The following is a 24,174-nucleotide window of genomic DNA, read 5'->3' as shown; positions in this document are numbered from 1 at the left end:
GATCCCCGCCAGCTGCGCTGTTTTCGATGGTGCCCTCGGGTCAGAAGATGCCGACGTCGTTGGTGACGTTGACGTCGGTATCGACCGTCTGGGAGTTGTCCACCGAGTTGTCCTGGTTGGAGTTGTCCACCGAGTTGTCGACGGAGTTGTCGTCGTGGCTGGCGTCGACGCCGCCGGAGATGTCGCCGCCGCCGGTGTCGACGGTCGTGACGTCGCCCCCACCGGTGTTGGTGGTCTGGCTGTCGTTGTCGTTGATGACGATCCCGCCACCGGAGCCACCGGCGCCGCCGGTCGCGTTGCCGCCGTCGTTGCCGACCCCGATCAGGCCGCCGCCACCGGAACCACCGGCCGCGCCGCCACCGTTGCCGCCGCTCATGTCGACGTCGTTGATGACCGGGCCCTCGTTGTCGGAGATGATGTCGCCGCCGGCGGTCTGGTCGCCGCTGTCGTCGATCTCGTTGTCCTCGCCGATGTTGACGTTGGAGTCCTCGATGTCACCGGTGTTGACGTTCTCGTTGTCGTCGCCGACGACGTTGCCGTCACCCTCGACGTTGGTGGTGTCGATGTCGCCGGCGGTGCCGGTGTTGACCACGCCGCCGTCGGTCGCGGTGTTGGTGGTCTTGTCGCCGAAGGTGATGTCACCGAAGTCCAGGTCGAAGTTGCCGACGCCCTGCTGCTGATCCTCACCCGCGGAGTTGACGACGTTGGTCTCCGGGCTCAGCAGCCGGGTGTCGTTGTGGCTCAGCGTGTCGTTGTTCGACAGCAGGTCGGTCTGGCGCTGCGGCACGAAGGCGATGCCGTGGGTGTTGGCCACCGCCTGCTGCAGGCCCACGACCGGGTTACCGCCGCCATGCATGACCGCAGCCGGAGCCACCGCTGCCGCGGCCTGCTGCAGTTGCGCCGCCGGGACGTTCTGCACGCCGGCACTGCACATGGCGCGATCCGGATCGTCGAGGAAGGCCTGGGCCGAAACCTCGTCGCGGAACAGGTTCAGAATCCAGTCGATTACGTTCGTCATCTCTGTGGTCCTTTCGAATGTGTCGCTTGGCTGGTCGCCGGGCCGTCCGGCGGACTGACCGAAACGCTATGGACCCGCGAACTCCGCGGAAACGGGTCGCCGCCCCGTCTGTGCGGCGCACCTGTGCAGGCGTGACGACCTGTCCCCCTTAGGGGATTAGGGGGTCGTTACCGGCGGCGCCGGGGAGGGCGCGAAGGTGCGCAATCTGCCGTCGATTCCGCGGCGAGTCGTGTGCGAACACGCACGCTTGCGCGAAGCTGGACCTAGCGGGAGGCCTTCTTGCGCTCGATGTCGGCCAGCGCCGCGGCCAACTCCGCGCGCTGGGCCGCCGATGTCTCCCAAGCCAACTGGCGGTTCTTGACCACCTTCGCCGGCGCCCCGACCGCGATCGAGTAGTCCGGGATGTCGCCGCGCACCACCGCATGCGAGCCGAGCACGCAGCCCCGCCCGACCGTCGTGTCGCGCAGAACCGTCGCTTTAACGCCGACCCACGTATCCGGGCCGATCCGCACCGGGCCCTTGACGATGCCCTGGTCCTTGATCGGCAGGTTGATGTCGTCCATGCGATGGTCGAAATCGCAGATGTAACACCAGTCGGCCATCAACACCGAGTCGCCCAACTCGATGTCGAGATAGGTGTTGATGACGTTGTCGCGGCCGAGCACCACCTTGTCGCCGAATCGCAGCGACCCTTCGTGACAGCGGATCGTGTTCTTGTCGCCGATGTGCACCCAGCGACCGATCTCCATCGTCGACAGCTCCGGCGTCGCCTCGATCTCGACACCCTTGCCGAGGAACACCATGCCGCGGGTGATGATGTGCGGGTTGCGCAGCTTGAACTTCAGCAACCGCCAGTAGCGCACCAGGTACCACGGCGTGTAGGCGCGGTTCGCCAGCACCCACTTCAGCGAGGCCGGCGTCAGGAACTTCGCCTGCCGCGGATCGCGCAGTCGCGACCCCCGCCAGCGCTTGTGCAACGGTGCGCCCCACATCGTCGTCATGGCCGCAAAGCCTACGCGAGCCCGCGAGACTCGAGCGGTTACCCTCACGTGGACAAAAGACGAGGAACGGGAAAGGATCGCGTGTTCCGGCGATTGACCGTGCTGGTACTGACAGCACTGATCACGGCGTTGCTGGCGGGTTGCGGGAACACCGATTCATGGGTCCGGGCGCGTGCCGCCGACGGCTGGGCAGCCCAGTACGGCGACGCCGGCAACAGCAGCTACGAACCGACAGCCGGCGCCGAGAAGCTGCGCCTCGAGTGGACCCGGTCGGTCAAGGGTGAGCTCGCCACCGCGGTCGCGCTGGGCTCCGGCAGCTACCTGGCCGTCAACGCGCAGACCGACGCCGGCTGCTCACTGATGGTGTGGGAGGCCGACAACAACGCCCGGCAGCGGTGGTGCACCCGGCTGGTGCAGGGTCCGGGACCTGGAGGCCCGTTGTCCAGCGCCCTTTTCGATGGCTTCGACAACCTCTACATCGGCCAGCCCGGCGCCATGCTGTCGTTCCCGCCGACGCAGTGGATCCGCTGGCGCCGACCGGTGATCGGGATGCCGACCACCCCGCGCATCCTCGACCCCGGCCACCTGCTGGTCGTCACGCACCTGGGCCAGGTGCTGGTGTTCGACGCCCACCGCGGCGTGGTGGTGGGCAGTCCGCTGGACCTGGTCGCAGGCGTCGACCCCAGGGACTCCGAGCGGGGCCTCGCCGACTGCGGCCCCGCCCGGGCGCGCTGCCCGGTGGCCGCCGCACCGGCCTTCTCCGGCGCCACGGGCATCGTCGTGCTCAGCCTGTGGGAGCCGGACGCCGACGCGCCCATCCTGGTCGGGTTGCGCTACAAACCCGGCCAGACGCCGCTGCTCACCCGCGAGTGGACCAGCGACGCGGTCGGCGGCGGGCCGCTGGCGAGCCCGGTGCTGTCTGCCGACGGGGCCACGGTGTACGTCAACGGCCGCGACGACCGGCTGTGGGCACTCAACACCGCCGACGGCACCGCGAAGTGGTCGGTTCCGCTGGACTACCTCGCGCAGACCCCGCCGTCGGTCTCGCCGGACGGGCTGATCATGGCGGGCGGCGGGCCCGGCGCGAAACTGGTCGGCGTGAAGGACAACGGCGACGACGGCGAGGTGCTGTGGACCCGTGACGACGTCACCCCGTTGTCCACCTCGAGCCAGTCCGGCGCCGACGTCGCCTACACCGTCACCCGCGACGGCACCGGGGAGAACGCAGGCCAGGCGCTACTCGTCTTCGATCCCGCCGACGGGCGCACGGTCAACTCCTATCCCCTGCCCCGGGCGACGGGCTGGCCCGTCGGCGTCTCCATCGGCCACGACCGCCGCGTCGTGACCGCTACCAGCGACGGCCTGGTCTACGGATTCGCGCCGGCTTAGAGCGCCAGCAGCGGGGCCACCGCCGCACGCGGCACCGTCGCCTGGACCGGCCCTGCGGCTCCGGCGAACAGCTCGCCCTGGCTGAAGAAGAAGATCAGCGAGTCGTCGGTCAAGGCGAAGTTCTGGTAGTTGGCCGGATCGAGGCCGACGCCCTTGGGCACCGGGTCAGCCAACCCCCGCTCCTTCTGCAGGTAGCTGTTGACCTCGGGATAGATCACGTCGAGCGGCTTGGTACCCGGCCGAAACAGCGTGTCGAAGGTGATCGGGGCCTTCTTGCCGACATTCCAGTTGAACGCTTGGTAGAAGGTCTGCGGGCGCGCCCCGCCGACGTTCTGCCACACCGTGAACACCACGCTGCGGGTGCCGCCCGCCGGTGGCCCGGAACGGTATCCGACGCCGTCGGCGTCGAGTTCGTAGGGCACGTTGTAGGCGTCGGGATCCTGCGCGACGTTGACGAAGCCGTCGCGGGCCTGGGTCAGGTAGGCGACCACCGGCTGCGGGTCGGGATAGTCGTTGGGAAAGCTCATGTCCATGGTGTACGTCGCGTTCTGCACCTGCACCCGGCAGATCCCGTCGGGTTCGACGACGCCCTGCAGGTCCAGGCATGCCGTCTGCGCCGCGGCCACCGGAGTGCCGGTCGAGCCGGCGACTACGGCGGCTGCCAGCAGAGCAGCCCACCGGAGAATGCGCACGTCGAACGTCCTCACTGCCCGCACCGGTTTCCGATACCGGCGCGCCACCGCCAAGCGTACGTGGCCGGTTAGCGCGACGGGTGGCAAATGAATGCCGTTGCCTTGCTTGCCGCCCCGGCTCCGATGCGTGCGACGACCACCGACGCCCGCTGCGATCCACGCAGCCGCAGCCGCGGCCGCAACACATCCGGATCCACGGCCACACCGCGCACCAGGATCTCGACGCTGCCGACGTCACGGGCCGAAAGCGCCTGCCGCAACCGGCGTTCGCTGTAGGGGAGCTGCTCGAGCACCTCGAAACCGCGCACGCCGTCGGGCAGGCGGTCCCCCGACAGGTAGGCGATGTCGCGGTCGAGCTGCCACATGCCGTGGCGGGCGGCGTACTGGCGCACCAGGCCCGCGCGCACGACGGCACCGTCGGGGTCGACGATCCACCGGCCGGCCGGCGCCACAGGGCACTCGCCGGGCTCGGCGTCGGTTATGGCCTCGCCGGTGTCGAGCACCGTGGCACGGCGGCGCACACCACGGTCGGCGAGGCCGGCCGACCACAGACACGCCTCCCGGACGCTGCCGCCCAGCGACGTGATCTCGATCTCGCCGGTGAAGCCGAGCCGAGTCACGGCATCGAAATCGATTCCTGGAGCCGACTTCACGACCACATCGCGGTCCCGGTACACCTCGAGCAGGGCGTCGAGCGCCGGGGTGTAGTCCCGCGGGTCGAACCGGCGCCGCCCGCCGCTGCGCCGCGCCGGGTCCAGCACGACGACGGCGTCGCGGGTGACCGGACGCAGCGCATCGGCCCGGCAGACATCCACGCCGGCGACGTTGTGTCGGGCCATCGCCAGCCGGACGGGATCCACGTCGCTACCCACCAGGAGTTCGACCGAATCACGAAGGCTCGCAAGCTCGGTGCCGATCGAGCACGTCGCATCGTGTACACGGGCGCCGGCCAACCGCCGGGCCCGGTGGCGCGCAACCGGTTCTGCGCTGGCCTGCTGCAACGCCTCGTCGGTGAACAGCCAGCCGTCGGCACGCGGCAACTTCGCCGACGCCTTGCGGCGCAGCACTGTCGTCTCCACCAGCACGGCGGCCCGATCACCGAATCGCGCACGCGCCCAGCCGATATCGGCCACCAGGCTGGCGTCGGTCAGCCCGAGCGCGGCGGCTTCGCGCAACGCGTGCGCGCCGGCCTCGCTCCGCAGATAGCCGACGTCGTCGACGGAGAAGGCAAGGGTCATCTCCCGGCCGGCTTGACCCCCGTCACCATCACGTTGTAGAACCAGCCCTTCGGCACGACCTGCCGCCAGATGTTGTGGTCCACCCACGACAACGCGATCCAGCTGTTGAACGCGAACTTCGCCCAGCCCCAACCCAACCGGCCCGGCGGCACCGCCGCCTCGAACGTGCGCAACGGCCACCCGAGCATCGCGGCGGTGAACTCGGTGGTGGCGGTCGAGACCTCGACGGCGCCGGCGTTGGTCGCCATGCGCTCGAGATCGCCCGGCGAGAAGGTGTGCAGGTCGACGATCGCCTCCAGCGCCGCGGCCCGAGACGACTCGTCGAGTTCGGCCTGCGGGCGGCGCCAACCCGACAGGCCCGGCAGTCGTGTCACGTTCGTCACCGCCCGCCACGTCCAGGTCGACAGCGGGCGGGCGTAGTTCTCACCGGCGTTCGTCGGCTCGCCGGCGAAGATGAACCGTCCGCCGGGCTTGAGCACGCGCACCACTTCGCGCAGCGAAAGTTCGACGTCGGGAATGTGGTGCAGCACCGCGTGCCCGACCACCAGGTCGAAGGTGTCGTCGTCGTACGGGATGCCCTCGGCGTCGGCCACCCGGCCGTCGACCTGCAGACCCAGGTTCTCGCCGTTGCGGACGGCAACCTTCACCATGCCCGGAGACAGGTCGGTGACCGAACCGCGCCGCGCGACACCGGCCTGGATCAGGTTCAGCAGGAAGAAGCCGCTGCCGCAGCCCAACTCCAGCGCCCGGTCGTAGGGCAGGTTGCGTTGTTCGTCGAACGGCACCGTCGCGTCGAAGAGGTCGCGGGCGTAGTCGACGCAGCGCTTGTCGTAGGAGATCGACCACTTCTCGTCGTAGCTTTCGGCCTCCCAGTCGTGGTACAGCACCTGGGCGAGCTTGGAATCGTGGCGGGCCGCCTCCACCTGTTCCGCGGTGGCGTGGGGGTTGGGAGCCGGCTCGCCGACGACATCGGACACCGCGCCGGGTTCCTTCAAATCCATAACAGGGCAGCCTAGAGGTCGAAGGTGGCCTTGGCGGCAGCCAGTACCTGCGGCGGATGCTCGACGAATCGCCGCGCCCAGGCCACCGCCGCGTCGTACACCGCGTCGGGCGCCACCATCTCGTCGATCAGGCCGAGCGCCAGCGCCTCCTTCGCGTCGACGAACCGGCCACTGAACACCAGGTCCTTGGCTCTGCTCGGGCCGACGGCGCCCGCCAGCCGCGACGTCCCGCCCACGGGCACGAGCCCGGCGAGAATCTCGGTCACGCCGAACTTGACGTTGTCGCCGGACACCCGCCAGTCGGCCGCCAAGGCCAACGTCAAGCCGCCACCCAGCGCATAGCCGGTGAGGGCGGCGACGGTCGGCCTGGGAATGGCGGCGACGGCGCCGATCGCCTCGCGGGCGTCCCGTGCGGCCGCGGCGGCCTCGGCGGCGTTCAGCGTGCGCAGTTCGGGAACGTCGTCGCCGGCGCAGAAGATCTCGTGCCCACCGAACACGATCACCGCATGGATGTCGTCGCGACCGCCGAGCGAGGCCGCAGCGCCGGCCAGCTCGCGGTACACCTGCCGGGTCAGCGCGTTGGTCGGCGGTCGCGACAGCAGCAGCGTGGCGATGCCGGGCTGCTCATCGCTGGTGTGGACGGAGACGAACTCGCTCATGCCTGACGCGCGTCGGGTCCGTAGCCCTCGGGTGCGCGGCGGTTGCGGGCGGCGTTGTACAGGTCGCTGTTGAAGAACTCGATCTCCCAGTTTCCGGTGTCCTTGTTCGCTGCCAGATGCGGTTCGACCGCGACGATCCGGCGTTCCACCGCGAGCACTTCGGCGACGGTGCGGCCGTTGAGCGAGTCGAGTTGCGTCCATGTGGGCGGCAGCAGGAAGGTGCGCCCGTCGGCGAAGTCGTCGAGGCCCTGCTGCGGGGTGATCCAATCGGCCTTGTCGGTCTCGGTGTTGTCGCCGTCGGCCCGTTGGCCCTCCGGCAGCGCACCGACGAAGAAGTAGGTGTCGTAGCGGCGGGTGCGCTCCTCCTTCGGCGTCACCCAATTCGCCCACGGCCGCAACAGATCCGCGCGCAGTAACAGGTTCTCGCGACGCAGGAAGTCGGCGAACGACAGCGACCGGTTGACCAGCGCAGCGCGTGCCTCGTGATAGACGGCGGCGTCGTCGACCAGCACATCGGGGTCGTCGGCAGCGCCGGCGAACAGCACTCCGCACTCCTCGAACGTCTCGCGCGCCGCGGCGCACACCAGCGCCTGGGCCAGATCGGGCTCGACACCGAAACGTTCCGCCCACCATGCCGGTTCGGGACCGAACCAGGCGATGTCGGCGTTGCGGTCGCGGTCGTCGACGCCACCACCGGGAAACACCATCACCCCGGCGACGAACTCCATCGCCGAGTGCCGCCGCATCAGGAACACTTCGAGCCCGGGGTGCTTGTCGCGGATCAGCATCACGGTCGCGGCGGGCCGCGGCGTCAACGGCTCCTCGGCCGGTTCCTCGGAATTGCTCATGCTCGCCTCCTGTGCGCAGCCCTGCTCCTGGCCCGCCGCGCGAAGTAGCGGCCGTCGGAGACCTCGAGCGTGATCGCCTGACCGAAAGCCTTCGACAGGTTCTCGGCGGTCAACACGTCCGGCAGCAGACCGGAGTCGACGGCCTTGCCCTCGGAGAGGATCAGCGCGTGCGAGAAGCCGCGCGGGATCTCCTCGACGTGGTGGGTGACCAACACCATCGCCGGCGAATCCGCGTCGGCGGCCAGGTCCTCCAGCCGCGCCAGCAGTTCCTCGCGACCGCCGAGGTCCAGGCCCGCGGCGGGTTCGTCGAGCAGCAGCAGTTCGGGGTCGGTCATCATCGACCGCGCGATCAGCACCCGCTTGCGCTCACCCTCGGACAGGGTGCCGTAGGTGCGCTCGGCCAGATGCTCGGCGCCGACGCTTTCCAGCATGTCGATGGCCTGCTCGTAGTCGACGTCGTCGTACCGCTCGCGCCAGCGGCCCAATACGGCGTAACCGGCGGAGACCACCAGGTCGCGCACCACCTCGCCGTCGGGGACCCGCTGCGACAGCGCCGAGCTGCTCAGCCCCACCCGTGCGCGCAGTTCGGACATGTCGGTGCGGCCGAGCCGCTCGCCCAGCACGTACGCGGTTCCCGACGACGGATACTCGAGCGCCGCGGCGATGCGCAGCAGTGACGTCTTGCCCGCACCGTTGGGTCCGATCACCACCCAGCGCTCGTCGAGTTCCACCGACCAGGTGATGGGGCCGACGAGGGTCTGTCCGCCGCGCCGCAGGGACACCCTGGCGAAGTCGATCAGCAGGTCGGGGTCGACTGCATCTCCTTCGGCGACGGGCACCCGCCCATCGTAGCCAGGCGATTTCGGGGCGCCTGCGGTCGCCCGGCGACTGTTCGGGCACCCGAGTCACTACGCGTGGTGCGGGAACCGCATCCGGATCAGATCCAGTTCCCGGGCCATGCGTTCGGCGTCGCGGTCTAGGCAGTCGATGTAGGCGTCCGGCGCCTGCCAGGTGAACAGCCGGCTCAGACGGCGGCTCAGGCGAGGTATCCAGTTCGTGCTCATGGCATCGATCGTGGCCCCTGACTGGCTTGCTCCTCAATAGCCAGTTAGCGCATACTGGCTTCAATGACCATCGACACCGCGGCCCGAGCACTCGATGTGGACCTTTTGGCTCGGGAGCTGGGCAACTGGCGAACGTCCAGTCGCACCGGTCCGGCATACCAGGGTTTGGCCGACGCGATCCGACTGCTGATCGTCGACGGTCGCCTGCCGGTCGGTGCCCGACTGCCCAGCGAGCGCGCACTCGCCGACGTGCTGCGGGTGTCGCGGACCACTGTCACCGCCGCCTACACCCAGTTGCGCGAGGACGGTTACCTCAACGCCCGCCGCGGTGCGCGCAGCACCACGGCGTTGCCGATTGCACCCACGCTGCACCCGGACTCCGCGCCTGCGTCGGTGAGCCTGGCCGCCGCGGCGCTGTCCGCACCCGCGGCCGCGGTGATGGAAGCGTTCGGCGAAGCGACCCAGGACCTGACGCCCTATCTGCACGCCCCCGGCCATGAACTCGTCGGGGTGCCGGCGCTGCGCCAGGCGATCGCGCAAAGGTATTGCGAGCGCGGCCTTCCCACCGAGGCCGACGAGGTGATGGTGACGACGGGCGCGCTGCACGCCGTCGGATTGATCCTCGCCACCTACGTGCAGGCCGGCGATCGGGTCCTGGTCGAGCAACCGACGTATCACGGTGCGCTGTCCGCGATCACGACCTGTGGCGCGCGGCCGGTTCCCGTGGCGATGACCGAGGACGGCTGGGATCTCGACGCGCTGCAGGCCGCGGTGCACCAGCTGTCGCCGAGCCTGGCGTACCTGATCCCCGACAACCAGAACCCCACCGGGATGACGATGCCCGCGCAGGACCGGAAACGGTTGGCGCGCATCATCTCCGACACCCGCACGCGCACCATCGTCGACGAGACGATCCTCGACATGTGGCTCGACGGACCCATGCCCGGACCCGTCGCCGCAGAGGTCGCGTCGCGGCGCGACCTCGTGCTGACGGTCGGATCCATGTCGAAGTCGTTCTGGGGCGGCCTGCGCGTCGGGTGGATCCGCGCCGAGCGCGCGACGATCGCGACCATCGCCGCGCTGCGCCCGTCCATAGACATGGGTACGGCAGTGCTCGAACAGTATGCTGCCGCAAGGCTTCTCGCCCGCCGCGACGAGCTGCTGCCCGAGCGGCGCGAGATTCTGCGCGACCGTCGTGCCCATCTGCAGTCACTGCTGAGCGAACATCTGCCCGACTGGCAGCCCGGGCCCGGCGTCGGCGGGATGTCGTTGTGGGTGCGGCTACCCGCACCGATGAGCACGGCGCTGTCGGCGGCCGCCTCCCGGCTCGGACTGGATCTTCCCGCCGGTCCGCGCTTCGGCGTGGACGGCACCCTCGAGCGATTCGTCCGGGTGCCCTACGCCCTACCCGAGGACCAGTTGACCGAAGCGGTGGAACTGCTGGCGCGGGCCTGGCACAACGTCACCGGCTCGTCGGCGCCGGAACCGACGACGGTGGTGGTCTAGTCCAGCTCGCCCTAGTCGGGGATCTCGACGCGGCGCACCACACCGTCGACGGCGTCGGCCGCCTCGATCTCGCCGCGGGTGATGCCCAGCAGGAACAGCACCGTGTCCAGATACGGGTGGCTCAGTGACGCATCGGCGACCTCGCGCAGCGCCGGCTTGGCGTTGAACGCGACCCCGAGGCCCGCCGCGGCGAGCATGTCGATGTCGTTGGCGCCGTCACCCACCGCGACGGTCTGCTCCATGGGCACGCCCGCCTGTTGCGCGAAGTCGCGCAGCGCCTTGGCTTTTCCGGGCCGGTCGATGACGTCGCCGATCACCCGGCCGGTCAGCTTCCCGTCCACGATCTCCAACTCGTTGGCCGCGACGAAATCCATCATCAGCTCGTGTGCGAGCGGCTCGATGACCTGGCGGAAGCCGCCGGAGACGATGCCGCAGTGATAGCCCAGCCGGCGCAGTGTGCGCAGCGTGGTGCGGGCGCCGGCGGTCAGCTCGATCTGCTCGGCGACGTCGTCGAGCACCGACGCCGGCAATCCCGCCAGTGTCGCCACCCGGCGGTGCAGCGATTCTGCGAAGTCCAGCTCGCCGCGCATCGCCGCCTCGGTGATGGCGGCCACCGAGGCTTCCATGCCGACCCGCTTGGCCAGCATCTCGATCACCTCGCCCTGGATCAACGTCGAGTCGACGTCGAACACGATGAGCCGCTTCGCCCGTCGCGACAGGCTGTAGTCCTCGAGCGCGATGTCGATCTCCTCGGCCACCGCGACGCGGGCCAGCGTCTTCTGCAGCTGCTCGTAGTCGGCGCCGGCCGGCACGGACACCCGCAGTTCCAATCCCGTTACCGGATAGTCGGATACGCCGCGGATGGTGTCGATGTTCACGCCCAGTTCGGCGACCTCGTGGGCCACCACCCCGAACGCCTCGGCGGTGATCGGGCGGCCCAGCACGACGATCGTGTGCGTGGACGGCTCGCGCAGCACCGGCATGCGGTCGCTGGGCTCGATCGTCACGTCGAGGCCGACGCTGTTGATGGCCGCAGTGACCTCGTCGCGCAGCTCGGCGCCACCCGCGACCTCCGCCGGGCCGGCGACCAGGACACCCAGTGTCAGCCGGCCGCGGATCACGACCTGTTCGACGTTGAGCAGTTCGACCTTGTGCCGCGACAGCACCTCGAACAACGCCGAGGTGACACCCGGCTGGTCCCGCCCGGTGACCGTGATCAGCAGCGACGAACGGTCCCGCGAGGTCATGCCGACACCTTCGGCATGTTCACCCCCCGTCGGCCGCCGACCGTCAGCTGGACTGGTCGACGGGCTGGGCTTCCGCCGTGTCATGTTTGCGTCCGACGTGCGCCTCGACGCGCATCCGATCGATCATGTGCGGGTAATGCAGCTCGAATGCCGGCCGCTCCGAACGGATCCGGGGCAGCTCGGTGAAGTTGTGCCGCGGCGGCGGGCAGGATGTCGCCCACTCCAGCGAGTTGCCATAACCCCACGGGTCGTCGACGGTGACCGGCTCGCCGTAGCGCCAACTCTTGAACACGTTCCACACGAACGGAATCGTCGAAATGCCCAGGATGAAGGCACCGATCGTCGAGACGATGTTCAGTGTGGTGAACCCGTCGGAGGCCAGGTAGTCGGCGTAGCGGCGCGGCATGCCCTCGTCGCCGACCCAGTGCTGCACCAGGAACGTGGTGTGGAAGCCGATGAAGGTCAGCCAGAAGTGCAGCTTGCCCAGCCGCTCGTCGAGCAGTCGGCCCGTCATCTTCGGGAACCAGAAGTAGATGCCCGCATACGTGGCGAACACGATCGTGCCGAACAGCACGTAGTGGAAGTGCGCGATGACGAAGTAGCTGTCGGTGACGTGGAAGTCCAGCGGCGGGCTGGCCAACAGCACGCCGGACAGGCCACCCAAAAGGAACGTCAACAGGAAGCCCACCGAGAACAACATCGGTGTCTCGAAGGTCAACTGCCCCTTCCACATCGTGCCGATCCAGTTGAAGAACTTGATCCCGGTCGGCACCGCGATCAGGAACGTCATGAAGGAGAAGAACGGAAGCAGCACCGCGCCGGTGGCGTACATGTGGTGCGCCCACACCGCCACCGACAGCGCGGCGATTGCCAGCGTCGCGTAGATCAGCGTGGTGTAGCCGAAGATCGGCTTGCGCGAGAACACCGGGAAGATCTCGGACACGATGCCGAAGAACGGCAGCGCGATGATGTAGACCTCGGGGTGGCCGAAGAACCAGAACAGGTGCTGCCACAGCAGCACGCCCCCGTTGGCCGGGTCGTAGATGTGCGCGCCGAGGTGGCGGTCGGCGGCCAGGCCGAACAGCGCGGCGGTCAGCAGCGGGAAGGCCAGCAGCACCAGGATCGAGGTCACCAGGATGTTCCAGGTGAAGATCGGCATCCGGAACATCGTCATGCCGGGCGCGCGCATGCACACCACGGTGGTGATCATGTTGACCCCGCCCAGGATGGTGCCCAGGCCGCCTACGGCCAGGCCCATGATCCACAGGTCACCACCGGCGCCGGGCGAATGGATCGCGTCGGTCAGCGGCGTGTAGGCCGTCCAGCCGAAGTCGGCGGCACCGCCGGGGGTGATGAAGCCGCCGATCGCGATCAGCGCGCCGAACAGGAACAGCCAGAAGGAGAACGCGTTCAGCCGCGGGAAGGCGACGTCGGGCGCGCCGATCTGCAGCGGCAGCACCAGGTTGGCGAATCCGAACACGATCGGGGTGGCGTAGAACAGCAGCATCACCGTGCCGTGCATGGTGAACAGCTGGTTGTACTGCTCGTTGGAGAGGAACTGCAGGCCCGGCAGCGCCAGCTCGGTGCGCATGAACAGCGCCATCAGCCCGCCGATGAAGAAGAAGATGAAGCAGGCGACGCAGTACATGATGCCGATCAGCTTGTGATCGGTGGTGGTGATGAGCTTGTAGACCAGGTTGCCCTTGGGGCCGAGCCGGGCCGGGAACGGACGCCGTGCCTCGAGTTCTCCGATCGGGGGCGCTTCGGCTACCAACAGGTCCTCCAAACATCCAGTCGGGACATCCCGGCAAGTCTTCTCCACGAATCCTAGCCTTCGTAGTACTCGGGAGTCGTTGGCGGTCCTACAAACGGTCGTATTGGCGTCGCTGGTGCGGGCTGACCGGCTCGGAGCTGGCCGGATGTTACCGTCGGCGGCGTGCTGACCAGCGGACCGCGGAGGCGTCTCGCCGCCGCCCTGGCCGCCGTCGTGACCGCCGTGGTGGTGACCGTGCTCAGCGGCTGCGGCTCCCTCGGCGAAGACCCGCCGTCGGCTGACGGTTCGCAACCCGTCGTCACCAGCACGACGCGGATCGCCGGGGCCGGCGTGCTGGGCAATCAACGCCGCCCCGACGAGTCGTGTGCGCCCGAGCCGACTCCCGTCGACCCGGGTCCGCCGGAGCGGGCGGTCCGCCATGCCGCCGGTGAGACCCAGGTGCGTGCGGATCCGCAGCGCATCGTCGTGCTCTCCGGCGACCAGCTCGACGCGCTGTGCGCGCTCGGCCTGCAGTCGCGGATCGTGGCCGCCGCGCTGCCGGACGGTTCGGACGCCCAGCCGTCGTATCTGGGACGGGTGATCCATGAACTGCCCGCGGTCGGCACCCGCAGCGCACCGGATCTCGACGGGATCAGTCAGGCCGAGCCCGATCTGATCCTGGGTTCGCAGGCGTTGACGCCCGAGGAGTTCGGGCCGCTGTCAGAGATCGCGCCGACGGTGTTCACCGGCCCACCCGGTGCGGCGTGGCAGGACAACCTGCGCACCGTCGGGGCGGCGACCGGCCGGCTGGACGCCGCGAACGGTTTGATCGAGGGCTTCCGGGGCGCCGCGGACAAGACCGGCGCCGACAACGACGCCCCGCACTTCCAGGCGTCGGTCGTGCAGTTCACCGACACCACCGCCCGCGTCTACGGCGTCGACACCTTCCCCGGCAGCGTGCTTGCCGACGTCGGCGTGGATCGCCCTGCGGCGCAACGGTTTACCGACAAGCCCTACATCGAGATCGGTATCACCGATCTGGCCGACGCCGACTTGTCCGCCGCCGACGGCGACATCGTCTACCTGTCGTTCGACTCACCCGCTGCCAGGGATCGCGCCCCCGCGGTGTTGGAGAGCGATGCGTGGAAGAAGTTGAGCGCCACCCGCGACGGCCGCGTATTCGCGGTCAACAACGAGGTGTGGCAGAGCGGGGAAGGCATCGTCGCCGCCCGCGGCGTACTGGCCGACCTGCAGTGGATCAACGCACCGATCAACTAGCGCGATGGTCGGACTCCTCACCGCGGCTCGTCCCTCGCCGCTTGATCGTCGTCCAACTAGTCTCGGCCGGGTGTTCCACGTCCTCAAATCGACCTACCTGCAACCACCCGACGTCGTCAACGAGACCCGGCCCGCCCATCTGGAGTGGCTGCAGGGCGAGGTCGCGGCCGGGCGCATCGTGCTGGCCGGCCGTTTGGACGACGAGTCCGGGGCGGTGCTGCTGACCGGGGACATCGACGCGGACGAGGCGCAGGACATCGTCGACCGCGACCCCTACACGGCGGCCGGAGTGGCGCGATACGAACGGCTGTCGTTCAACGGTGCCTTCCGCGCGGCCGGCCTGTAGGACTCACGTCACACCCGGACCCGGGAAGACGGCCGCCGCACGTGCGGTTGACTGCGATGGGCCGCACCGTCGCGGCGATTCTCCGATTCCCGATGTGAAGTAGAAGGCCGTCGTGAGCACTGTCACCGCGTATGCCGCACCGTCGGCGACCGAACCCCTGGTCAAGACCACCATCACCCGCCGCGGCGTCGGGCCGCACGACGTCGCATTCGACATCCACTTCGCCGGCATCTGTCACTCCGACATCCACACCGTGCGCGACGAGTGGGGCAGGGCCAACTATCCGGTGGTGCCCGGGCACGAGATCGCCGGCATCGTGACCGAGGTCGGTTCTCAGGTGACGAAGTACAAGGTGGGCGACCGCGTCGGCGTCGGCTGTTTCGTCGACTCGTGCCGGGAGTGCGCCCAGTGCCGTGCCGGCGAGGAGCAGTACTGCACCAACTCCGGAATGGTCGGCACCTACAACGCCGTCGGTCGCGACGGGCAGCCCACGCAGGGCGGCTACAGCGGGGCCATCGTGGTCGACGAGAACTATGTGCTGCGCATTCCCGACAGCCTGCCGCTGGACGCGGCCGCGCCGCTGCTGTGTGCCGGGATCACGCTGTATTCGCCTCTGCGCCACTGGAATACGGGCCCGGGCACACGGGTCGCCGTGATCGGCCTCGGTGGGCTGGGCCACATGGGCGTCAAGCTCGCACACGCGATGGGCGCGCACGTGACGGTGCTGAGCCAGTCGCTGAAGAAGATGGAGGACGGCATTCGGCTCGGCGCCGACGAGTACTACGCCACGTCCGATCGGGAGACGTTCGCCAAGCTGACCGGCTCGTTCGACCTGATTCTCAACACCGTGTCGGCCAACGTGAACGTCGGCGCCTACCTGCAACTGCTCAGGCTCGACGGCACGCTCGTCGAACTCGGGATGCCGGAGAAGCCGATGTCGGTGCCCGCGGGCGCACTGATCTTCGGCCGCCGCCGTATCGCCGGCTCGCTGATCGGCGGCATCCGTGAGACCCAGGAGATGCTCGACTTCTGCGCCGAGCACGGGGTGCGCCCCGAGATCGAGGTCATCACACCCGACTACATCAACGAGGCCTACGAGCGGGTGCTGGCCAGCGATGTGCGCTACCGGTTCGTGATCGACACGAGAACGCTGCGCGGCTGACCGGTCAGAACTGGCGGACGTCACCCTCGGTGACGAAAATCCCGTGCCGGGTTGCGTCGTTGGTGATGCGGGTGCGGAAGCCGTCGTAGGTGGCCGTCCAGCCGTCGGCCTGGTAGGGCTGGCCTGCGGTCACCGCCAGTCCGCCGGCGGCGTTCGACGCGCTGATCGTGCCGCGTTCCCAGTACATCTCACCGGTTCCCCGAACGATCGCGAGGTTGAGGCGCTGGTTGTACTTCGACGTCTCCCACGGCGACATCCCCCAGGCCTGGCCGTTGGCCCGCTCGCACACCGCCATCGGTCCGCCGCCGCGGTCGACGTTGTCGGCGCTGAGCGCGCAGCGCACCGTGCCGCCCTGCAGTATCAGAACCCGGCCGTCGTCTGCCGCGGCGGGCGGGGCGAATAGCACAGCCAACAAAAGCATCAGCGCGGCCGAAGCGGCGGTCATCCGGGCCATGAGTCTCCTCACCTGCACGAAAACGAGTGAATGCGGGGATGCTCTCACGTCAGCGCACCCCAGTGACCGGTTTCGGTGAAGTGACCAACCTGCGCGCTGGATGTTCCGACACTTGCTTCGGTGTTGGCTTCGCCATGTCCGCCTGGCCCCAGTGCAGACTCGGCCGACCGGGGAGCGGGCGCCCTGCTTCGTGGCTGGTTTACCGAATCGACTCGAACGGGTCCGCATTTCCGACGCCCTTCACCGGCGGAAGCCGACGAGCCCCACTCACCGTCTGTGCGGCGATGACCCTCAAACGGTCGACATCGACGCCCGCCGGACAAAACCTGGAGCGTGCGCCACGTCGCGCGAGAGATGTCAACTTGCTTGGCAGAACGCGGCTCGTTCAGGACCGAAGCCATCGTGCATGGCAACCACTCGCGGTACGGCAGAAACGTTGCTGGGGTCGTACGCGGCGCGAGGGTGGCAGCTTGTCTAAGTGCAGCGCCTCAGAAAGCTGACGCAGCGAGCTTGTCGCAGACTGCGGGCATGTGGAGTGCAGGCGTCACCTTGCGAAAGGCTCGAGTCGTCCGCCGGTGGGCGGAGGTCAAGGATCGCGTTGCTCACAATGCTCGGGTTAAGGATGGAGCCACGGCGAGATCAGTGAACGGCCCTCCATCAGGTTCAGCGCGGCCGGCCCATCAGCCGCGCTTCTGATGGCGCTGAAGAAGCGACTCGTATAGGCAATAGGTCTTCCGTTTGCCGGTCGAAATAAGAGGTGCAAACAGCAAATACTTCCCCGGCAGCGCTCTTCCGGGAGTTCGCTCGACGACATCCGAACTCTTAAAATCCGCGCCGCATCGATATCAGCCGTTGTGGCTTTTGGTCCTTGACGAAAGGTAGTTAACCAGCGAAGAATCTATCAGGGGGTCAGGCGTAGACAGCAAACGGAAGAACGCCCGTATCCGGGCTACCGATGCCGCTTGTGAATGCGTAGGCCGATTAAGATCGATTCGTATCAGAAGGCCAGCCATGATGCCTGATTGCAGCTCAGCAAACGAATCAATATGCTTCGAGCACTCCTCGCGGCGCATCAGCGATGATTCGGGCCCGGCTAGGAAACAACAGGCTCGATATGCTAGGTACATCGGGCGGACGGGCGCTCTGGCAATCGTATTGGGAATAGGGACGGCGGCGGCTGTTCCCGGCTTGGCATTCGCCACGACGGAGACGCAGTCCGATACGACGCCAGCATCGGCAGACCCAACGCCAACTGACGTAGCAGGAACGGTCACAACGACGGACGTCGATGGAAGCTCCTTCACCGAGAATGGCGCCACAGCGATCCCTTCGGACGCAAGTACACCGCCGACGATCCAGGAAACGAGCTCGACGACTCGGACGGAGATCGTCGGCGCCAGTGGCTCACCGACTGTGGTTGTCAGTAGCTCCGGCGGCTCGTTGAAGTCCGCGACTGCCAGAGATCAGGAGCAGACAACGTTAACTGCTCCTCCCCCCACCCCCGGTTCGCCGGTCGCGACGACCCCATCCAAGAGATCCAGGGTGCAGCCCGAACTGCAGCAGCGCAAGCCGGCGCCGCAGAGCCTCGCCCGTGCGTCGACACCGACAGACAACGGAACGGCCACTATCCACGAGATGCCGTCGTCGGGCCTGTCGCAGATCGTCGCGCGACGTACGCGGAGCGCGCCGGAGGCGGGTGACTTACCGGAGCCAAAGTCGGCGCCCATGCAAACCCCGTCCAGCCGGTTGACGTTGCCGACAGGCAGACCGATTCCGGAGACAGCGACAGCCTTCGGCCACCCAACGGCGCCACTCAGGATGGTAGTGAACGCCCTGTCGCGGGTGCTGTCGATGGTGGGACTGGGCGCCATCGCCGGCGACATTCCGGCTGGCCCGGGGGAGTCGCCGCTGCTGCTCGCGCTATTGGGCTGGGCTCGTAAGCAGAGTGAATACAACCTTACCGAGGATGAGGCGACTGAATCGCCCTTAGCCGCAACCTCAACAGACGACATTGATGACGCCCCGACGACCTCGGCCGCCCTGGGCGCCGACTCGACCTTGGGTACCACGCCGATGGCGACCCCCGCCGCACCGGCTGAATCCCCTGGCGGCCCACTCGCGCCCGACGACACCACTGGCATGTACTCGGTCGCCTCAAATCAAGTCGCGGACGATGCGGGCATGTCGACAGCAGCCCTCGATCCAGAATCTTCGACCGCGGCCGTCAGCGACAGCCAAGTCGCCGCGACGGCGGTCTTCGAGACGGAATCATTCTTGCCGGCACCCAGTGCGAACCAGGCACCGGCGGTAGGGGATACGACGCTCAGCACGCCGAATCAAGCCACGGGTGTGATCACGGGCTCGGTGACCGCGACGGACCCGGACGGCGATTCGTTGACCTACACAGTGCCCACACAACCCTCCCTCGGCGTGGTGTCGGTGAATGCCGATGGCACGTTCACGTTCACGCCCACCGTGGCGGCGCGGTTAGCGGCAGCGCAAACCGTTGGGGCCGACACCGATTCGTTCACGGTGGCAGTCGGTGACGGCACAGCGATCACCACGACGACGGTGACGGTGGCGGTGTTGCCGGCCAATATCGGATCATCAATCGCTTCAGCGACAACCGGCACCACCCCGATGGGGGTCGCGGTGGTCGCCGATCGGGCCTATGTGGCCAACCAGGGTGCCTCGACCGTATCGGTGATCGACACCACCACCAACACGGTGGTCAAGACCATCGCCGTGGGAACACGGCCCACCGGGGTGACGGTCAGCCCGGACCAAACCAAAGTCTATGTGGCCAACAGCTGGTCGAATACCGTGTCGGTGATCGACACCACCACCAACGCGGTCACCGCCACCATCGCAGTCGGGTCGGGCCCGGTGGCACTCGCAGTGAGCCCCGACGGCACGCGGCTATATGTGGCCAACATCAGCGCCAACACGGTGTCGGTGGTCGATACCGCCACGCGCACCGTGATCAGCACGGTACGCGTTGGTTCATATCCGAATGGAGTTGCGGTCAGCCCCGACGGAACCCGGGTCTACGTCACCAACAAGTACTCCTACACGGTGTCGGTGATCGATACCTCCACCAACACAGTGGCGGCCACCGTGCGGGTCGGCTACACACCCTCAGCGGTAACCGTGGGCGCCACTCGCGCAGTGGTGACCAACCAGAGCGGCAACTCAATAACAGTAATCAACACCACCACTGCCACACCAACGGTGATCACCACGATCACCTTGCCCACTGGCGCAGCACCGACGTCGGTGGTGTTGAGCAAGGACAACACGCTCGCCTACGTAGCCAACAGCAACGACACCATCTCGGTAATCGACCTGACCACGGCCACCCCAAAAGTGGTACGCACCATCAAGACAGACCCAACCGCCGAAAACAGCTCCCACACCCTCACGCTCAGCCCCGACGGCACCCGCCTCTACCTCACCGACGCATACGACAAAACACTGCGATCACTGTCGCTGGTGCGCGGCAACACCCCGCCGGTTGCGGACGCACCGTCGCAGACCAGCGTGGATTCGGCTACCGGTGTCGTGACGGGTCGGCTGAATTTCACCGATACCGACGGGGATCCCCTGTCTTATACCGTTCTCACGCCGCTGACCAGCGGCACAGTTACGGTGAACCCGGCTACCGGCACCTATACGTTCACACCCACGGAGGCGGCCCGTGATGCGGCCGCGGCGACGCCGGGCACGGACTCGGTGACGTTCTCCGTGACAGCCAACGACGGCACCGCTACCTCGGTCCCGGTATCGGTGACCGCCCCGGTCACGCCCCTTCAACCGGGTGACAACCGTGCGCCTGTCGTGGGCACGCCGACAGTGACGTCACAGGATCCAATCACCGGTATGGTCACGGGCCTATTGAATTTCACTGACCCAAACGGGGATTCGCTGACCTACGCCGTGCTCACCCAACCCCCCAGCGGCTCAGTCACAGCGGACGACACCGCGGGCACGTTCACTTTCACACCGACTCAGGCCGCCCGTGACGCGGCTGCGGCGACACCAGGTACGGACTGGGTGACGTTCACAGTGGCTGCCAACGACGGCAAGGCTGCGCCGGTCACGCAGTCGATCACTACCCCGATTCTGCCGACACCGGGCGCCAATCAACCTCCGGAAGGTACGCCCTCGGTGACATCGCAGGATCTCATCACCGGTGTGGTCACAGGTCAATTGAACTTCACTGATCCGAACGGCGATTCGTTGACCTACACAGTGCCCACACAACCCTCCCTCGGCGTGGTGTCGGTGAATGCCGATGGCACGTTCACGTTCACGCCCACCGTGGCGGCGCGGTTAGCGGCAGCGCAAACCGTTGGGGCCGACACCGATTCGTTCACGGTGGCAGTCGGTGACGGCACAGCGATCACCACGACGACGGTGACGGTGGCGGTGTTGCCGGCCAATATCGGATCATCAATCGCTTCAGCGACAACCGGCACCACCCCGATGGGGGTCGCGGTGGTCGCCGATCGGGCCTATGTGGCCAACCAGGGTGCCTCGACCGTATCGGTGATCGACACCACCACCAACACGGTGGTCAAGACCATCGCCGTGGGAACACGGCCCACCGGGGTGACGGTCAGCCCGGACCAAACCAAAGTCTATGTGGCCAACAGCTGGTCGAATACCGTGTCGGTGATCGACACCACCACCAACGCGGTCACCGCCACCATCGCAGTCGGGTCGGGCCCGGTGGCACTCGCAGTGAGCCCCGACGGCACGCGGCTATATGTGGCCAACATCAGCGCCAACACGGTGTCGGTGGTCGATACCGCCACGCGCACCGTGATCAGCACGGTACGCGTTGGTTCATATCCGAATGGAGTTGCGGTCAGCCCCGACGGAACCCGGGTCTACGTCACCAACAAGTACTCCTACACGGTGTCGGTGATCGATACCCTCCACCAACACAGTGGCGGCCACCGTGCGGGTCGGCTACACACCCTCAGCGGTAACCGTGGGCGCCACTCGCGCAGTGGTGACCAACCAGAGCGGCAACTCAATAACAGTAATCAACACCACCACTGCCACACCAACGGTGATCACCACGATCACCTTGCCCACTGGCGCAGCACCGACGTCGGTGGTGTTGAGCAAGGACAACACGCTCGCCTACGTAGCCAACAGCAACGACACCATCTCGGTAATCGACCTGACCACGGCCACCCCAAAAGTGGTACGCACCATCAAGACAGACCCAACCGCCGAAAACAGCTCCCACACCCTCACGCTCAGCCCCGACGGCACCCGCCTCTACCTCACCGACGCATACGACAAAACACTGCGATCACTGTCGCTCACATCGACGGTGACAATCTCTCACGCTGCTCTTGTCATTCCGGGCGGCAACGGGTACACGGTCGACGCCACGTGGTACTTCCCGAATCAGACAGAACCTCCGGTGGGGTTGATCTACCTTCAGCACGGCTTCACTCGCACCAGCGCCAATGCGACTGCGTTGGCTCAGGATCTTGCCGAACGTACCAACAGCATTGTGGTGGCGCCGAATCTCTCGTCGACTTCCGGCGATCCCTATTACATTTGGAACACTTCAACGGCTCATGCGGTCGCGAGATTGTTCGAAGGCGACCGAGCAGAACTCACCGCCAGCGCAAGCGCGGCTGCCGGACAATCGATAGTGCTCCCTCAACAATTTGTGATGGGCGGAGGTTCCGCCGGAGGCAATCTCGTGGCGGCGGCCGCGGAGTACCTCGCAGACAACGGCGCGACCGGCAACCTGAAAGCCGTCATCCTGTTCGATACCACCAACGCCGACAGCGTCAATGCCGGCCTGGTCAAACTGAATGGCGCTGATCCCGTTCCGGTCATGCTGATCGCGGCGCCGCCGTGTTCCTGCAACAACTTCGGGCGCCACACGCAAAACGTCATCAACAACGCTCCTGAGCAGTTCATCGGCGTCATCCTTGACAACGGCAGCCATCTCGACGCAGAAGGCACCACCACGGACGCAGCGGTCGTGCGGGTCTGCGGGGGCCCCGTCCTACCGCAGAACGCGACGGCGGTGCAGGTGATCACCGCGGCATGGATCAACGACGTGTTCACCGGTTCCCGCAACGGCATCTATGGGCCGTACGGGGCAGTGATCTCGGTCGGCAGCGCGACCACCCGAGTCATTGGCGTGGGTGACCAGCCAATCTCTCTCTAGAGTACCGTGCTGCGCGATCCGTTCACTGGAGTTCGCAGCCACGCATTCCCCTGCTGTGCAGAACGAGGCGATCACCGAGTTCGTCCCGCGGGCATGGCAATTGATCATACCGAGATGCAAGTCGTCCTCGGCATGACGGAGCAACGAGAGTGCTCGGACCTCGTGCCTCACGGTAATTCAACCTCCGCGCTGTGGGCAGGATGGAGACACCGGGTGGCGGACCTCGAACCGCCGGGTCTGTCAAGCCGTCCAAGGCAGTTGGCTGTCGCGGCAGAACTAGAAGTCCCAGTCCTCGTCTTCGGTGTTGACGGCCTTGCCGATGACGTAGCTGGACCCCGAACCGGAGAAGAAGTCGTGGTTCTCGTCGGCATTCGGTGACAGCGCCGACAGGATCGCCGGGTTGACGTCGGTCTCGTCGCGCGGGAACAGCGCCTCGTAGCCGAGATTCATCAACGCCTTGTTGGCGTTGTACCGCAGGAACTTCTTGACGTCCTCGGTCAGCCCGACCCCGTCGTAGAGGTCCTGGGTGTACTCGACCTCGTTGTCGTAGAGCTCGAACAACAGCTCGTAGGTGTAGTCCTTGAGCTCGGCCTGCTTGGCGGGATCCTCGAGCGCGAGACCCTTCTGATACTTGTAACCGATGTAGTAGCCGTGCACGGCCTCGTCGCGGATGATCAGCCGGATCATGTCGGCGGTGTTGGTCAGCTTGGCCCGGCTGCTCCAGTACATCGGCAGGTAGAAGCCGGAGTAGAACAGGAAGCTCTCCAGGAGCGTGGAGGCCACCTTGCGCTTGAGCGGCTCGTCACCCTTGTAGTACTGCATGACGATCTCGGCCTTGCGCTGCAAGTTCGGGTTCTCCTCCGACCAGCGGAACGCGTCGTCGATCTCGGCGGTCGAGCACAGCGTGGAGAATATGTTGCTGTAGCTGCGCGCGTGCACCGACTCCATGAACGCGATGTTCGTGTAGACGGCTTCCTCGTGCGGGGTCAGCGCGTCGGGGATCAGGCTGACCGCGCCGACAGTGCCCTGAATGGTGTCGAGCAGCGTCAGGCCGGTGAACACCCGCATCGTCAGCTGCTTCTCGTGGTCGTTGAGCGTGCCCCACGACGGGATGTCGTTGGACACCGGCACCTTCTCCGGCAACCAGAAGTTGCCGGTGAGCCGGTCCCACACCTCGGCGTCCTTCTCGTCCTGGAGACGATTCCAGTTGATGGCCGACACACGGTCGATCAGCTTGATGCCATCACTCACGAGAACCCCATTTCACCTGGTCATTTAGGTCGGAGCTATAGGGCAGCTATAGCGCTTCCAAC

General features: G+C 67.0%; 19 protein-coding genes. 6 read left to right on the top strand and 13 right to left on the bottom strand.

Annotated features, from left to right (window positions below; translation table 11 throughout):
• Positions 1–40: 40 nt before the first annotated feature.
• Both ABGB19_RS02435 and ABGB19_RS02430 read right to left on the bottom strand, forming a co-directional pair.
• Positions 41–1,018: an IniB N-terminal domain-containing protein gene (locus tag ABGB19_RS02435; protein ID WP_347683612.1), complete on the bottom strand. Its 978-nt coding sequence runs from the start codon at positions 1,016–1,018 to the stop codon at positions 41–43.
• A 263-nt stretch (positions 1,019–1,281) separates the two neighbouring features.
• Positions 1,282–2,019, bottom strand: coding sequence for an acyltransferase (locus tag ABGB19_RS02430; RefSeq protein ID WP_347683611.1), 738 nt, complete (start codon positions 2,017–2,019; stop codon positions 1,282–1,284).
• Between the two features lie 81 nt (positions 2,020–2,100).
• Between ABGB19_RS02430 and ABGB19_RS02425 the strand changes: the two genes are divergently transcribed.
• Positions 2,101–3,408, top strand: coding sequence for a PQQ-binding-like beta-propeller repeat protein (locus ABGB19_RS02425; RefSeq protein ID WP_347683609.1), 1,308 nt, complete (start codon positions 2,101–2,103; stop codon positions 3,406–3,408).
• Here the strand turns inward: ABGB19_RS02425 and ABGB19_RS02420 are convergent.
• The 7 genes from ABGB19_RS02420 to ABGB19_RS02390 form a co-directional block, all read right to left on the bottom strand.
• Positions 3,405–4,100 (bottom strand): esterase, encoded by a 696-nt coding sequence (locus tag ABGB19_RS02420; RefSeq protein WP_347683607.1) that lies wholly within the window; start codon positions 4,098–4,100, stop codon positions 3,405–3,407. The two genes, ABGB19_RS02425 and ABGB19_RS02420, sit on opposite strands and share 4 nt — an antisense overlap.
• 68 nt (positions 4,101–4,168) lie before the next feature.
• Complete coding sequence (locus tag ABGB19_RS02415; protein ID WP_347684672.1) at positions 4,169–5,407, bottom strand: class I SAM-dependent methyltransferase; 1,239 nt, start codon at positions 5,405–5,407, stop codon at positions 4,169–4,171.
• Positions 5,335–6,339, bottom strand: coding sequence for a methyltransferase domain-containing protein (locus tag ABGB19_RS02410; RefSeq protein ID WP_347683605.1), 1,005 nt, complete (start codon positions 6,337–6,339; stop codon positions 5,335–5,337). The genes ABGB19_RS02415 and ABGB19_RS02410 overlap by 73 nt, the downstream gene beginning before the upstream one ends.
• 11 nt (positions 6,340–6,350) lie before the next feature.
• Entirely contained in the window at positions 6,351–6,998 is a 648-nt protein-coding gene (locus tag ABGB19_RS02405) for an enoyl-CoA hydratase (protein ID WP_347683603.1), read from the bottom strand.
• Positions 6,995–7,846 (bottom strand): NUDIX hydrolase, encoded by an 852-nt coding sequence (locus tag ABGB19_RS02400; RefSeq protein ID WP_347683600.1) that lies wholly within the window; start codon positions 7,844–7,846, stop codon positions 6,995–6,997. The genes ABGB19_RS02405 and ABGB19_RS02400 overlap by 4 nt, the downstream gene beginning before the upstream one ends.
• Complete coding sequence (locus tag ABGB19_RS02395) at positions 7,843–8,685, bottom strand: ABC transporter ATP-binding protein (RefSeq protein WP_347683597.1); 843 nt, start codon at positions 8,683–8,685, stop codon at positions 7,843–7,845. Before ABGB19_RS02395 ends, ABGB19_RS02400 begins: the two co-directional genes overlap by 4 nt.
• 69 nt (positions 8,686–8,754) lie before the next feature.
• A complete protein-coding gene (locus ABGB19_RS02390; RefSeq protein WP_347683595.1) occupies positions 8,755–8,910 on the bottom strand; it encodes a hypothetical protein in 156 nt (51 codons plus the stop codon).
• Positions 8,911–8,973: 63 nt separating this feature from the next.
• Between ABGB19_RS02390 and ABGB19_RS02385 the strand changes: the two genes are divergently transcribed.
• A complete protein-coding gene (locus ABGB19_RS02385) occupies positions 8,974–10,416 on the top strand; it encodes a PLP-dependent aminotransferase family protein (RefSeq protein ID WP_347683593.1) in 1,443 nt (480 codons plus the stop codon).
• 11 nt (positions 10,417–10,427) lie between these two features.
• Here ABGB19_RS02385 and serB read toward each other — a convergent pair whose 3' ends face one another.
• Positions 10,428–11,663: a phosphoserine phosphatase SerB gene (gene serB / locus ABGB19_RS02380; protein ID WP_347683591.1), complete on the bottom strand. Its 1,236-nt coding sequence runs from the start codon at positions 11,661–11,663 to the stop codon at positions 10,428–10,430.
• Positions 11,664–11,706: 43 nt separating this feature from the next.
• A complete protein-coding gene (ctaD, locus tag ABGB19_RS02375) occupies positions 11,707–13,437 on the bottom strand; it encodes a cytochrome c oxidase subunit I (protein ID WP_347683589.1) in 1,731 nt (576 codons plus the stop codon).
• A 162-nt stretch (positions 13,438–13,599) separates the two neighbouring features.
• Here ctaD and ABGB19_RS02370 point away from each other — a divergent pair, with 162 nt between their 5' ends.
• The 3 genes from ABGB19_RS02370 (at position 13,600) to ABGB19_RS02360 (ending at position 16,202) form a co-directional block, all read left to right on the top strand.
• Complete coding sequence (locus tag ABGB19_RS02370; RefSeq protein ID WP_347683587.1) at positions 13,600–14,694, top strand: iron-siderophore ABC transporter substrate-binding protein; 1,095 nt, start codon at positions 13,600–13,602, stop codon at positions 14,692–14,694.
• Between the two features lie 70 nt (positions 14,695–14,764).
• Entirely contained in the window at positions 14,765–15,040 is a 276-nt protein-coding gene (locus ABGB19_RS02365) for a YciI family protein (RefSeq protein WP_347683585.1), read from the top strand.
• Between the two features lie 112 nt (positions 15,041–15,152).
• A complete protein-coding gene (locus tag ABGB19_RS02360; RefSeq protein ID WP_347683583.1) occupies positions 15,153–16,202 on the top strand; it encodes an NAD(P)-dependent alcohol dehydrogenase in 1,050 nt (349 codons plus the stop codon).
• Positions 16,203–16,206: 4 nt separating this feature from the next.
• Here ABGB19_RS02360 and ABGB19_RS02355 read toward each other — a convergent pair whose 3' ends face one another.
• On the bottom strand, positions 16,207–16,656 hold the full coding sequence (locus ABGB19_RS02355; RefSeq protein ID WP_347683581.1) for a hypothetical protein: 450 nt from the start codon (positions 16,654–16,656) through the stop codon (positions 16,207–16,209).
• 1,824 nt (positions 16,657–18,480) lie between these two features.
• On the opposite strand from ABGB19_RS02355, the gene ABGB19_RS02350 reads away from it, so the two are divergent.
• On the top strand, positions 18,481–22,509 hold the full coding sequence (locus ABGB19_RS02350; RefSeq protein WP_347683579.1) for an Ig-like domain-containing protein: 4,029 nt from the start codon (positions 18,481–18,483) through the stop codon (positions 22,507–22,509).
• 628 nt (positions 22,510–23,137) lie between these two features.
• On the opposite strand, the gene nrdF is transcribed toward ABGB19_RS02350, so the two are convergent.
• Entirely contained in the window at positions 23,138–24,112 is a 975-nt protein-coding gene (gene nrdF / locus ABGB19_RS02345; RefSeq protein ID WP_347683577.1) for a class 1b ribonucleoside-diphosphate reductase subunit beta, read from the bottom strand.
• Between the last annotated feature and the right edge of the window lie 62 nt (positions 24,113–24,174).

Source organism: Mycobacterium sp. B14F4, from assembly GCF_039871645.1.
Lineage (GTDB): Bacteria > Actinomycetota > Actinomycetes > Mycobacteriales > Mycobacteriaceae > Mycobacterium.
The sequence above is the reverse complement of the archived record's forward strand: the minus strand, read 5'-3'. Positions and strand labels throughout refer to the sequence as shown.